15 protein-coding genes are annotated in these 13,389 nt (G+C 34.9%); 1 reads left to right on the top strand and 14 read right to left on the bottom strand.

The features are described 5' to 3' along the window. Positions 1–112: 112 nt before the first annotated feature. From AB1422_02770 to AB1422_02740, 7 genes are all read right to left on the bottom strand, one after another. Entirely contained in the window at positions 113–568 is a 456-nt protein-coding gene (locus AB1422_02770) for a Mut7-C RNAse domain-containing protein (GenBank protein ID MEW6618269.1), read from the bottom strand. Positions 569–654: 86 nt separating this feature from the next. After that, positions 655–1,440: an SAM-dependent chlorinase/fluorinase gene (locus AB1422_02765; GenBank protein ID MEW6618268.1), complete on the bottom strand. Its 786-nt coding sequence runs from the start codon at positions 1,438–1,440 to the stop codon at positions 655–657. A gap of 4 nt (positions 1,441–1,444) precedes the next feature. Further along, complete coding sequence (locus AB1422_02760; protein ID MEW6618267.1) at positions 1,445–2,098, bottom strand: chemotaxis protein CheC; 654 nt, start codon at positions 2,096–2,098, stop codon at positions 1,445–1,447. A gap of 66 nt (positions 2,099–2,164) precedes the next feature. Continuing rightward, the gene (locus AB1422_02755; GenBank protein ID MEW6618266.1) at positions 2,165–2,521 is read right to left on the bottom strand and encodes a response regulator; all 357 of its coding nucleotides are present in this window, start codon (positions 2,519–2,521) and stop codon (positions 2,165–2,167) included. Further along, on the bottom strand, positions 2,518–2,901 hold the full coding sequence (locus tag AB1422_02750) for a response regulator (GenBank protein ID MEW6618265.1): 384 nt from the start codon (positions 2,899–2,901) through the stop codon (positions 2,518–2,520). Before AB1422_02750 ends, AB1422_02755 begins: the two co-directional genes overlap by 4 nt. A gap of 7 nt (positions 2,902–2,908) precedes the next feature. Next, positions 2,909–3,340: a hypothetical protein gene (locus AB1422_02745; GenBank protein ID MEW6618264.1), complete on the bottom strand. Its 432-nt coding sequence runs from the start codon at positions 3,338–3,340 to the stop codon at positions 2,909–2,911. 429 nt (positions 3,341–3,769) lie between these two features. Continuing rightward, positions 3,770–4,708: an Rpn family recombination-promoting nuclease/putative transposase gene (locus AB1422_02740; protein MEW6618263.1), complete on the bottom strand. Its 939-nt coding sequence runs from the start codon at positions 4,706–4,708 to the stop codon at positions 3,770–3,772. A 381-nt stretch (positions 4,709–5,089) separates the two neighbouring features. Here AB1422_02740 and AB1422_02735 point away from each other — a divergent pair, with 381 nt between their 5' ends. Further along, a complete protein-coding gene (locus AB1422_02735) occupies positions 5,090–5,215 on the top strand; it encodes a hypothetical protein (GenBank protein ID MEW6618262.1) in 126 nt (41 codons plus the stop codon). A gap of 275 nt (positions 5,216–5,490) precedes the next feature. Here AB1422_02735 and hisG read toward each other — a convergent pair whose 3' ends face one another. The 7 genes from hisG to ribD form a co-directional block, all read right to left on the bottom strand. Then, complete coding sequence (gene hisG / locus AB1422_02730; protein MEW6618261.1) at positions 5,491–6,360, bottom strand: ATP phosphoribosyltransferase; 870 nt, start codon at positions 6,358–6,360, stop codon at positions 5,491–5,493. 209 nt (positions 6,361–6,569) lie between these two features. Further along, positions 6,570–7,181, bottom strand: coding sequence for a nicotinate-nucleotide adenylyltransferase (nadD, locus tag AB1422_02725; protein ID MEW6618260.1), 612 nt, complete (start codon positions 7,179–7,181; stop codon positions 6,570–6,572). Positions 7,182–7,297: 116 nt separating this feature from the next. Continuing rightward, positions 7,298–8,272 (bottom strand): site-specific DNA-methyltransferase, encoded by a 975-nt coding sequence (locus tag AB1422_02720; protein MEW6618259.1) that lies wholly within the window; start codon positions 8,270–8,272, stop codon positions 7,298–7,300. Next, a complete protein-coding gene (locus AB1422_02715; protein MEW6618258.1) occupies positions 8,262–9,236 on the bottom strand; it encodes a DpnII family type II restriction endonuclease in 975 nt (324 codons plus the stop codon). Before AB1422_02715 ends, AB1422_02720 begins: the two co-directional genes overlap by 11 nt. After that, positions 9,233–10,534: a class I SAM-dependent methyltransferase gene (locus AB1422_02710; GenBank protein ID MEW6618257.1), complete on the bottom strand. Its 1,302-nt coding sequence runs from the start codon at positions 10,532–10,534 to the stop codon at positions 9,233–9,235. Before AB1422_02710 ends, AB1422_02715 begins: the two co-directional genes overlap by 4 nt. A gap of 174 nt (positions 10,535–10,708) precedes the next feature. Continuing rightward, positions 10,709–11,968 (bottom strand): glutamate-5-semialdehyde dehydrogenase, encoded by a 1,260-nt coding sequence (locus tag AB1422_02705; GenBank protein MEW6618256.1) that lies wholly within the window; start codon positions 11,966–11,968, stop codon positions 10,709–10,711. 129 nt (positions 11,969–12,097) lie between these two features. Then, positions 12,098–13,144: a bifunctional diaminohydroxyphosphoribosylaminopyrimidine deaminase/5-amino-6-(5-phosphoribosylamino)uracil reductase RibD gene (gene ribD / locus AB1422_02700; GenBank protein ID MEW6618255.1), complete on the bottom strand. Its 1,047-nt coding sequence runs from the start codon at positions 13,142–13,144 to the stop codon at positions 12,098–12,100. Positions 13,145–13,389: the final 245 nt, after the last annotated feature.

The following is a 13,389-nucleotide window of genomic DNA, read 5'->3' as shown; positions in this document are numbered from 1 at the left end:
ATTTGGATATTTAAAAAATTCACTTGTATCCGAACATACTATTTTTGTGCCTTTTTAGGGATATAAGTCAGGAAAAATATTTTTAAAAAAACTTAATTTTTTACTTGACATTTTACCGTAAGACTTTTAGATTTTCTACTTTTGCCTTAATATTCATCCAATGGCTACCTTGCCAATAATATCTGTTGCAGGTAGGACAGGACCAGAATTCATTATAAGTTTGATAGACAAACTCAGGTAATTTATCTTTAATCGCCTCTTTATCAATTTCTATCAATAGGGTATTGCATTTTGGACATCTTGAAAATAGGGCACATCCTATTTCAATCTTAAACCTCTGGATTACCTGTTTAAGTTGTTCATCTATTATTTCATCTTTAATTAAAAGTGTCGGAACAATCCAGTTTCTTGCCAATTGTGAATCACGGGTAAGTAATATTCTACCTTCATTTTGGGCAATTTCTATTAAATCATAGTCGTTTTGTGTGCGATAATATATTGTATCATACCCAAGAATTCGTAGCCATTTGGCTAATTTACCTAACATATCATCGGCTATAAATTTCATGCTAATCAATTTTTGGTAACTGTTCACCGCACAGACACAGAGACTCTGTTCCTCTGCATCTCTGCGGTAAAGGACTACCTGAACGGTTACAAATAACGAATTATGACTGCTGTTTTTCCCTTTTCAATTTTAAGTAATTGTTGAGCATTAGCTTGATTTGCGGCGACCTCCAGGTGATTACTACTGCCCCATAAGGCTAAGAGTTCTCCTGGTTTTAACTGACTATATGTTTTGTTAATACCTTTTATTTCCTGCCCTGCTATTTCAATTAACACTTTAGAATCATCAAAAGTAAATTCTTCTTTGACAATATTCGTAATTAGATTTCCAAAATGGTCGATATAGATTATCTGACCAACTATTTTATCTTTATTAAATTCAGGTTTAAATTCAGGAGCAAGTGTTTTTATTTTATTTAGTTCAGGACCAAATTCTTCAATGTTTTTACCCAAACTTAAATAAGCGGCTACCGGAGCAAAAATATCTCTTCCATGGAAGGTTTGACTAACTTCCTGCAGGAAATACTTTTTATTGGTCAGTTCAACAATTTTTATCTCTTTAAATCTATCCAAGATAAAACTTAAAATTCCATTATCTGGAGCCAAAAAATAGTAATCTTTTGATTTTAGTAAAATAATTTTACGCTGGCTACCAACCTCAGGGTCAACAATAATAATATGAATTGTTCCTTTCGGGAAATAATTGAAAGAAGATTTGAGAATATAGCCTGCTTCCACCAGACTATAAGAATTTATAAGATGAGTAATATCAATTATTTTTACCTCAGGATTGATTGAATGGATTACTCCTTTTATTATCCCGACATAATTATCTTTTAGCCCAAAATCTGTGATTAAAGTAATAATTGGCATTTTACTATTTTATTTTCAAAATTAATTTATCAATTGCCTTCACGATTACTTTCATCGTCTGTCCATCAAAGAGTAAGAAAAAACTTCCCCAAAATCTTAAAAATGGGGATTTATTAAAGGTAGATTGATAACACAAAACAGAATCTATTTCAGAATATGGCAAAGGGGTTTGTTGTTTTAGGGAAATTTCTAATTCTTGAGTTAACCAGTTTAGAAAATCTTCTCCTTTATAAATAACAATATTTGCGGTATAAGAAACAAGTAAAATATCTAAAAAGTTAGATAAAGCATGGGTATAAGTAGAAATAATCAGTTGACCGATTTTTTTAAGATAGGATTCATCAGATTCCGAGATAGTCGTAAGAGAAGGGTCTCGCTCTTTTATCGTTTCATTTAACATAGAAAGTCCATTTTCGTAAGGGAAAATCATCACCACTTTTCCCATTACCTCTCCGAGTAACCCGCTACTTATTCCAATAGTTAAACCTTCTGAATCTTCAATCAATTCATTAAATTTGTTTGCTGGAACTAATTTTATTTCGGGAATAATGGGGATAATTTTCTCATTTGCGAGTTGAGATAAACAAGTGCTGACATGCCCATTCCCAATATTTCCAATTTCCCGTAATGCATCTAATTGAAAATTTGTTAATTGCATTGTTCTAATTAGCCTTTTTAGGAAAGTTGACCGGAAATAAGTTGACTGGTAGTAACTTGTTTCCTTTTATTTAATCATTTTGATTGCTGAGGCTAAGAGATTTTCAGGAGTAACAGGTTCTATAAGATATTCTAAAGCGCCGGCTCGCATTGCTTCACCTACATACGATTCATTTCCACTATCACTTAAAATTAAAATTCTCGCATCTGGATTTATTGCTCTAATCCTTTTTACTATTTCCACCCCGAGCATATCCAAAATTCTAACAATAACTAAATATGGTTTGAGCATCCGATATTTTTCTACAGCCTCAATTCCTTCTCTACTTTCCCAACACTCGGCTAATTTATTATTAAGGAACAAATCACGGATTTGTCCTCGACGCCATGCTGAATCATCAATAATAAGAACCTTTTCCATCATCTTTCTTTAATGACATCACTTATTATTTTTATAAGATTATTATGTTCAAAGGGTTTAATACAGAAATTTTTTGCTCCAGCCGCCAATGCCTCGTTAATCAACATCTGATTCTCCATCGCACTGACTATAATTATTAAGGCAGATGGGTCAATCTTGATTATCCATTTAATCGTTTCAATGCCATTCATTGTGGGGTCTGGCAAAATTATATCCATTAATACCACATCAGGTTTTAACTCACGATATTTCTGGATAGCAAATGCTCCATCATAAGCCTCTCCTACTATTTCATATCCTTCGTGTGTTAATAACTTACGGAGGATTATCCTCATAAATTTTGAATCATCAACAAGAAGTATTCTGGGTCGTTTTGACTTCATAATGTTTTTATAATTCAAACTTTTCCCGAATCTTTTCTACATCTTTTAAACTTATCTTAGTTTTTGAGGAAACTGCATTAAACTTATCTGCTATTTTTTTATTTGTATCTCTGGGATTCTGAACAATTAAAGCAATAATTTTGCCTATCTCTGGTTCAGGTAACTCCTTAACTTTCCCTTTTTCTATTTCGGGATAGAAGATAGAGTTTACATCCTCTGTTTCAAATTTCTTTTTTATGTCTCGAAATGCAGATTCAGTAAAACCTAACAGTGGCGCAAAATAAGATGCTGCCCCACCGCTATAATGGAGCATCATCATCAGAAATTTGACAAATAAGGTATCTTTTTTATCCACTTTTAGCGTGAAATCTTTCAAGAAGGTTATCTCGACCGTATTTTTTTTACCTTCCACTGGCTCAATTGAAAAAATTTTCTTCATTTCATTCTACCTCCTTAAATTTGGTAACTGGTAACTGGTGAATGGTAATTAGTTACCAATCACCATTTAACCGATTACTTAGTTTATAATTTCGTGAAGCCCTATTTTAGTAAATAGCCTTTCACGAAATTCATAACTCATTGATTTAAATAAACTTACAAACACACTTCTTTTCTTATTGCCCTCCTGTTACATAACTCCTTAATTTTAAAAAACGTAACTATTCACCGCAGAGACGCGGAGACACAGAGAAAAAATTAAAATCTATTGGCTATACGCTTAATTCCATCTCTTAGAACAGAAACATTAAAATTGATCAATAAACCTATCCTTTTATTCCTCATTCTTCCTATGCAGATTCTAATAGACATGAATCTAATGTCTTATGTATTTCAATTGCTGCCCCAATAATTTTTTCTGTTATCTGATTTATTTCCATGTTTTCTCTCTTCCTCTGCGCCTCTGCGGTGAACAGTTACTAATTTCCTCTATTGTTAATCCCGTTACCTGTGATATTTTTTCAACTTTCTCGCCTGATTTCAAAAGAGTTTTCGCTACTTCTATTTTGCCTTGTTGTATTCCTTGTTTTAATCCTTTTTGTATTCCTTGTTTTAACCCTTTTTGTATTCCTTTTTCTATTCCTTGTTTTAACCCTTGTTTTAAGGCAAACTCTATCGCACCTCTTTGCATTCGGATAAAATCGTGCCGCTTATATTGAATTTCTAACTCCTTTTCACTCATCCCCGCTGTATTGGCTATTTCAAATGCCTCCTTTATTTCTATCTCTTTAACTAAGCTCTCTGGAGTATATTCAAGTCTGCCTGCATTCTTTATAAAATATATCCATTTGTCTTTGATTGAATCCAGCTCATCCTCATTCTTCTTGAATTTGGGCAATTCGATAAAAACAAGTTCGATTTCATCATGGTATTTGATTAAAGTCTCCTTTTCAATGAGATTGAAATAGGTGATAACCTTATCTACATCCTCGAACATGATAAAGTCCGTAATGGTTAGAGCAATAATAGGTTCAAGGCTGGTAAATGATTCTGTCTCTTTTAGCTGAGCTGAATATGTCTTAGCCGCATTATATAAAATCCTTTTCTCAAACCCTTCTACATTCAAAACCTGCATCTCGATAATGACATTCTTCTGGTTTGAGAGTTTGGCTTTAACATCGACATAGGTATCCTTCATCCCCTTGATTAATGGTATTTGGTAGGGGTCAACGATTACTAAATCAACGATTTTTTCAGTCTCTTTAAAATCAATCACCGAGTTAAGAAAGCTAATAAGGATATCCTTACTCCCTTGAGAGCCAAAAACCTTTTTGAAGGCATAATCTGTTTTAACATCTAAAAAACGCATCCAAATACTCCTTTAGGTGGCAAAAACTCAAATTCTCACCACAAAGACACGAAAAAAAGATTGAAATTAATTCCAACATCATCAATGTATTGTAAAAACTTTGTGCCTTTGTGGTTTTTCTTCCCCTCTGAAGTTTTTGCCTGACAATCATATTTTGAATTTCGTAAAACCTCTCTCTACCAACAGAACATCTCTACGAGGTTAATCTCTTTATGTAACCGTTCAGGTAATCCTTTACCGCAGAGACGCAAGAGTTCGCAGAGAGGAAAATATCTTTTTTTCCGTAAGCGTTCAGGTGGTGTAACAAAAGGAGATGTGGAGATTAAGGAGATAGGGAGATATTATAAAAAAATTGAAATTAATAGAAACTAATAGAAATTTATGGAAATTTGTTGTTTTCCACAATCAATTTCTACCTATTTCTATAAATTTCAATCTATATTCTATTATCTTATCTCCATATCACTCTTATCTCCTTATCCCCTTTCTTACACTTTTGATATATAGCCTGAACGGTTACTTTTTTTCGTGTTTTTCGGTGTTTAAAAAGGCTTAAAAACAGTTAGTCAAAAGTAAGTATTAAAAGATTAATAAACAACGAAAGACCCAAAATGCACAAAAAAAAGGAAATTTCTGTCTCTGGTGAATAGATTTTAATTTTTTCTCTGCGTCTCTGTGTCTCTGCGGTGAACAGTTACAATTTCGTGAAGCCATATTTTAGTAAATGGTAACTAAATTACGAATTATTTTACCATTAAATTAAAAATTAGTCAACAATTTTTTTAATAAATCACCTTATTCAATGGGTATTCGACAATTCCTTGTGCACCTGCTCTTTTAAGTTCCGGGATTATTTCTCGGGCAACTTTTTCATCAACAATAGTATCCACATCACACCAATTTTCATCACTTAATTTTGAGATAGTTGGTGTTTTTAAAGCAGGTAGGATAGCAAGCACCTGTGGTAAGTGTTCCTTATAGACATTCATTTTTAGTCCTACTTTTTGTGCGGCGGCAAGTGCCCCCTGAAGTAACAGGGCAATATTTTCTATCTTCTTGCGTTTTTGAGCATCCTGCCAGGCGTCTTTATTGGCAATTAATCTTGTTGTGGACTCAAGTATAGTTTCGACAATGCGTAGATTATTTGCTCGAAGAGAGGAACCGGTTTCGGTTAATTCGACAATGGCATCCACAAGTCTGGGTGCTTTTACCTCAGTTGCTCCCCATGAAAATTCAACATTTGTCTGGATACCTCTTTCCTTAAGATATGTTTTTGTTACATTTACTAACTCTGTGGCAATATGTTTGCCTTGCAAGTCATTGATGCTTTTAATGGATGAATCATTTGGCACGGCTAATACCCATTTTACAAATCGAAATCCCTGTTTGGCATATTCTAAACTTGCCACCTCAATGACATCTGACTTATTTTCTTTAATCCAATCAAATCCAGTCAAACCAACATCAAATACCCCTTCTTCTACATACCGCGACATCTCCTGTGCCCGAACTAACATCACCTCTATCTCTTCATCATCAATTCTGGGGAAATATGAGCGTTTATCAACCGCAATCATATATCCTGCCTTTTGAAATAATTCAATTGTTGATTCTTGCAAACTACCCTTTGGCAACCCAAGTTTCAATATCATTCTTTTACACCTCCAATAACAAAGGTAACTATTCACCGCACAGACACAGAGACACAGAGAAAAACACACCCCTAACCCCTCTCAAGAAGGGAAAATCTATGGACGAGACGCTTACTATGTCTTCTCAGTTCCTCTGTGTCTCTGCGGTAAATTACCACCTATTATTTTTTACTTTTTCCTCCATTTTATCCGTGCTAAATCTGTGTTAATCATTGGTATAATTTATGCTCATAGATATAGTTTTCTACCTCTTCCGGGACTAAATATTTAATTGATTTTCCCTCGTGTATTCTTTGTCTAATCTCAGTCGAAGAAATAGAGACGCCGGGTATTTCCAAAATATGCGTCCATTTAAGGTATTCTTCTTTTATTTTAAAAAGATAGCCTGGTCGAGTAACAGCGATAAATTGACATAATTTTGGCAAATCCTTTGCATTTTTCCAGGTATCAATTTCTGCAATAGCATCCGCACCAGTAACAAAATAGATTTGTGCACGCTCATAGATTTTTTTAAATTCGATGATTGTATCCTGTGAATAAGATATTCCGCCCCGTTTGAGCTCAATATCAGATGCTTTAAAATACTTATTCGATTCAATCGCCAGACAGGTCATTTTATATCTATCTTCTGGCCCAGCAATATCCTTTTGATTTTTATGAGGTGGTCTGGCACAGGGCACAAAGATAAATTCTTTAAGATTAAATCTTTGTCTTGCTTCCTCTGCGGCTAATAAATGGCCATAATGAATCGGGTTGAAAGTTCCTCCCATTATTCCAATATGGATTGTAGATTGCGGATTACGGATTGTGGATTTTTTCATACAAATTACTCCCTCATTTACCCATTTCCCTTTTTCCTCGCTTACACTACCTGAACACTTTCCAATCTTTTAATTTACAATTCGACATTCGCAGAATTTCCACCTAATGGATTCCTTCATATTGAAAATAAATCGTCCTGTATTCCTCCAACTACCTTATATCTTATGGCTCTTTCTTTCTTGTATAACAAACAGATTCTCCTTTTTTCTAATTCTAACGGATTGGTTGGGATAACAAATGCATCTTTAATCTTATTCCAATCTTTATTCCTGATAGTTATTACATTGCCAAGAAAATTACTTACATAACATCCATTAATTACTATTGGTTCGGTTTCTTCTAATTTTTTATTTGTAATTTCAACATACTTTGGGTCAATATCAATCCCAATAAATTTTCTTCCTAATCTTTTTGCCGCAATTGTGGTTGTTCCAGTTCCTACAAACGGATCTAAAATAATATCTCCTTCGTCACTGCTCAAAAGCAATAATCTTTCAAGCAGATGGACGGGTAATTGACACGGATGTTCGTCCCTCCTTTTCTTGTGTCTTATTCTGTGTATATCTGTCCAAACATCAGAAACAAGAGGTCCAAATTGGTGCATCTGGCTTTTTTTACCACCGTAATCTTGTAAGATATAGTAGCATTTCCTACAGCGTTTATGCAGCATTCTAATATCATAAAACTTAAATTTGTCTGACTTTACATAGTATAAAATCCCATAGTGATTGGGCAAAAGCGTCTTACCAAGGGGAGCTCCCATCGCATCCCAGGCGATCCAATGGCGAAATATAGCAATTTCATTCAAATAAGAACCAAAATAGATTAGCCATTTTGGGATATTATGAACAAAAATAGAACCCGTTGGTTTGGTAATGCGAACCATTTCGTTGAGCCACTTTTTACACCAGGAGAGGTATTCTTCAACCTCATATTTATCATAGTAACTGTTATATTTCTTTTTTAGATTGAATGGAGGGTCGGCAAAAGTAACATCAACGCTCTTGTCAGGAATCCTTCCCATAACCTCTAAGCAATCACCTTGAACAACTTTATTTATCAATCTATCAAAAAATTCCTTATCTTCCATAAAAGAACTCCGCTAACAAATTTTTAAATCTCTCCAGTTCATCCCTGCTAAATGTAAAAACAAAATCATACGCCTCAACCATCCGTTTCAAGTCACCCCTTCTCACATACCAGCCAATTCCATCTACAAAACCAACGAATACTACATCTGGATAATTTTTTTTCAGATAATCAGCCACGGTCTTTTCTGTTTTTGCTTTGTCTCCCATTCCTGAGGCAGTAGTTACCGAATACGAACACTCAATTATTATTTTTGGCGATGTCTTGTTGGGAATAATGAAGTCCATCGTTCTTGGAATATTACCTGCTTCTGGAATTCTGAATTTCCCTTTCTCAAAGGTCAGTTTATGGGAGGTTAAAATTTGCTCGATTACAACCTCAGGATTTCCTTCTCTGGCGGCTTTATACGAACCCTTTGTCTTGTATCGTATTATTGTATCTACCAGAGATTCTATAGAAAAACTGAATTTATTAATATTAATCTTCTTAAATTCAAAAAGTGGGAGAACATTCTTTATCACAGGAACCGTAGGCCCTCTAAAGAACAGATTTACAATGCCTTCAGCAAACTTCTTGTTTGTTTTAATAATAGTTTTTATTTTATCCAGACCCCATTCAGTTTTAAAATCCTCAATTGGCCAAGAATCTTTATTGACGAGGTCGGATAAAGTTTTGTCATTTGTAGCTCTTATGAATGTGACTAATCTTTGCAAACTCTCTTTTGAGAAACCAGTTACAGTTAAAATTGCATCTAATCCATCTTCAACCTCTGTAATGTGTGTAAGCAAAACAGACTCTTTTAGCCCTTCCCTTTCTATCCTGTTCTTAAGCAGAAAAATATTCTGAGCAATAGATGAAATATACCCCTCATAGTATTCTTCAAACCCTTCGTTATAAAAATAGAAGGTGTTCTTTGAGATTACAGTGTTGAACTTCTCATCTAATGGTGGATAGTATATCATCATTTCACCCTCCTTAAAAACAACATATACTCATCCCTCATTGTATTCTGTATTCCTTTAATTGGCTTTACCATTTTCTGGTCAAGGACAAATCCATGTTTTAATGCCATTTCTTCAACTTTAGTCTCCAACCTTATTCCGCCTGTTTGAACATCGTTTGAGCCTATTATGATTACCGCATATTTGCCGATTTTCAAAATCCGGGACATCTCGGACAAAACCTTATTCATATCCTCAAAGTAATTAGCCAGTTTTTCTTTTCTGGTTTTCCCAACAAGCCCGATCATCTCATCCTTAAGTTTAGATACATCATATCCCAAATACTCTAATTGTGGTCGGTCATTTTCTGCATAGTCAATGGCAAAGGAATAAGGAGGAGAGGTAATAATACCATCTATTGAATTATCTTCTAAAGGAAGATGTTTTGCATCACCAGGTTCAAATCTTGCCTTACCAATCTTAAGCTTAAGTTTATCTCTTGCATGAACAAACGAACCAATTTGCCCTACATATCTCTTAAGGACTGAGGGGAAAAGAACATCTATACTTTTTGAGCATCTCCTCGCATATCCCATAGCATCTAAGAAAGCAAGTAGGGTTACTGCCTTTTCTGGGTTGAACCCATTATGATAAGAAAAATCCTCTGGCAATTTCTTACTACTTATTAGAATTTTATAATTTTTGTGCATATCCCTAAGTATTGATGATAATTGGGCATTTTCAATTTTTAATGCTTCCTGCTTTACTTTACTCATCAATACACAAAATGGACTTTTCTCAATACCAATAGAATCAATCCCAATAATACTTGCCTCAACATTTAATGTTCCACTTCCACACATAGGGTCAAGGACAACATCTTCTTGTTGAACCTTTAAAATATTCAGTATACCTTTAATAAGTTGTGGATGGAATTTACCTCTGTATGGAAAAAGTCCGTGTGTGGCATAACCTGTAGAAAAGCTACCCTCTTTGAAGTATGACCTGGTTATCTCCGATCTTCCTTCCCATACCAGAGGGCTATTATTTGAACAAATTATATAATGATAAGTAGGTATTCCATCAACACTTTTGAAAAATGCCCCTCTATGAATGATTTCATCTTTAGTCAGGAATCTATGTTCATAGAAGGCAAATTCTAATTCAAAAACCTCTGAGGTATTAGGTAGTAATTCAAATTCTTTCGTCAATATAACTGAAGTTATTTTAGGTAAATTCGATATCGACTTAATCTCTGAAGTTGGCTCTGGTTGCATATTTAAGCCTAAAATCTCTTTTCTGGTTATATCTGTTTCCACCATGTACTTCTTCCCTTAACCTACCATTTCATATAACTTATAGACTTATGAATCTATCTCTATTTCCCCATTTACTTTTTGGCATGCCATTGATTGTTTTTCAATAATAATTAGAAAATCTGGATTCGTCCTCATTATGGTAAGTAAAATCAAAATTTGTCAAATATTTCATACAAATTATTCCCTGATTTGTCCATCTCCCAATATAATAAATTTAGTTGTAGTTAATTCCACAAGTCCCATTGGACCGCGGGCATGTAATTTTTGGGTCGAAATACCAATCTCTGCCCCTAAACCAAATTCAGCACCATCCGTAAATCGCGTTGAGGCATTGACATAAACTGCCGCCGCATCTACTTCTTGAAGAAATCGACGGGCATTTCTATATGATGAAGTTACAATCGCCTCTGAGTGCGAAGAACCATAAATATTGATATGTTCAATTGCCTCGTCTAATCCGGAAACGACCTTTACGGCTAAAATCAAATCTAAATATTCTTTATACCAATCTTCTTCAGTTGCTTGTATTATTCCTTCCGAAACTATCTCTCGGGTTTGGGGACAACCCCTTATTTCTACCTTTGCTGATTTCAGGCGGTTTATTATTGTGGGTAAAAATTCCCGGGCAACATCTTGATGAACTAAAAGTGACTCGATAGCATTGCAAACGCCAGGTCTTTGAACCTTGGCATTAAAAGCAATTTCTGCCGCCATAGCCAGATCTGCTGGACAATCAACATAGACATGGCAATTACCTTCTCCATGGGCAATGATTGGAACTTTCGTCTCTTCACCAATTGTCTCGATTAATCCTTTACCCCCACGCAGAATGATGACATCTATCAGATGATTTAATTTAACTAATTCACGGACGGCTTGCCTATCGGTAATTTCAATCAAAGACACGCTATTTTGGGGGATACCAATTGAAATCGCGGCAGAATCAAGTATCCTAACAATAATTTTATTTGAGTTGATTGCCTCTGTGCCACCGCGAAGAATGACCGCATTGCCAGATTTAAGGCATAATCCCACCGCATCGGCGGTAACATTTGGCCTTGCCTCATAAATAATACCCACGACTCCTAAAGGAATCCTCACCCGACCAATTTGTAACCCATTGGGTCTTTTTGACATAGAGATAATTTCACCTATCGGGTCGGGTAAATTAGCCACATCGCGTAGTCCATCTGCCATTACCTTTATTCGTTTTTCATTCAGTGTAAGTCTATCAATTAGTGCTGACGATAAACCCTGACTTTTAGCAAACTCGAGGTCTTTTTTGTTTTCTTCAAGGATAATATTTGCACTCTCTTCAATCGCCTTTGCCATTGCCAGTAAAGCGGTATCTTTAATCTTTGAAGATAAATTAGATAGTTTAAAAGATGCCTGTTTTGATAAATTAGCGATTTTAGTTACTTCATCTTTAATTTCCATTTTTTTCCTCCGTCCAATAACTATACCATTTAAGTCCATTTTTTGTCAATATCTTTTTTGTAATTATTTACCCAGAAGTGAAGTGAGACAGTAGGTTCAAAGAGTAAGGGAGATTGGTTTCTACCTGGTTCAAACATAACCACATATCAGAATATCATTGCCTATTTTTCTCGTCGTGAGTTCTTTTAATCGGATTGTTTGGGTCAAATCTCCGACTGCACTGACTTGTTTATTACCGGCTATTTTAGGGGCAATAAAAAAGAATACCTTATCGACCAATCCATTTTCTAAAAAAGAGGCATTCATTTGAGCCCCACCTTCGACTAAAATACTGGTTATTTCCATCTCTCCTAATTCTTTCATTAATTCTTTAATATCTACCATTTTTTTAGATTCAGGTAGAATTAAGATTTTTGCCCCTAATTTCTTCAGGCTATGAATTTTATGTTCCTGTGCCTGTTTAGTTGTAGCGATGATTACCTTCTCAGGATTTTTTAATACCTTTGCCGAAAGTGGAGTTTCTAATTTTGTATCCACAATTATTTTAAATGGGTCTTTTGCTCCTTTTATTCTAGCCGTAAGTAATGGGTCATCAATTAAAATGGTGTTTTTGCCAGCTAAAATCGCATCAACTTCTGCCCGTAACCTGTGAACTAATCTTCTGCTTTCATTAGAGGTAATCCAACTTTTCTCTAATGTTGTTATCTTGCCATCTAAGGTAATAGCCGATTTAAGAATGACAAAAGGCAATTTAGTCGTCATATATTTAATATAGACCTCGTTGAGTTTTTTTGCCTCTTCTTCTAACATTCCTACTTCTACCAGGATACCTGCTTTTTCTAATTCTTCTTTACCTGAAACTATTGAATTTGGGTCAAGCATACTGGCTACGACCTTTTTGATTCCTGCTTTAATAATACTTTTGGTACAGGGTGGAGTTCGACCTTGATGAGAACAGGGCTCTAAGTTCACATAAAGGGTTGCTCCTCTTGCTTTTGTTTTAGCCTGGTTAAGGGCATTTATTTCTGCATGAGCAAATCCTGGTCCCTTATGATAGCCTTCTCCAACAACCTGACCGTCTTTGACCACGATTGCTCCAACCATAGGATTAGGGTTAGTTTTACCAGCCGATTTCTTTGCCAGTATAAATGTCCGTTTTATATATTTTTTATCCATAAATATATTCTCTTTTTGGTATTTTGGATGTTGTATTCTCTTGGGTATATTTTACCAGAAGATTTATCACCTGTCAACAAAATTCCACCCTGATAAAATAATTCTTGACGCAAGCCAAAGAAAAGGTTATAATATAAATCGTTAGAATTACATTTTTCCATTTTCAGAGGAAAATAGTAACCGTTCACCGCAGAGACACAGAGACGCAGAGAAAAAAATTAAAATCTATTTACGAGACGCTTAAC

It is taken from the genome of bacterium, from assembly GCA_040757115.1.
In the GTDB taxonomy this organism is placed as follows: domain Bacteria; phylum UBA9089; class CG2-30-40-21; order CG2-30-40-21; family SBAY01; genus JBFLXS01.
Note: the sequence above shows the minus strand (reverse complement) of the source record. Positions and strands in the feature narration are given on the sequence as shown.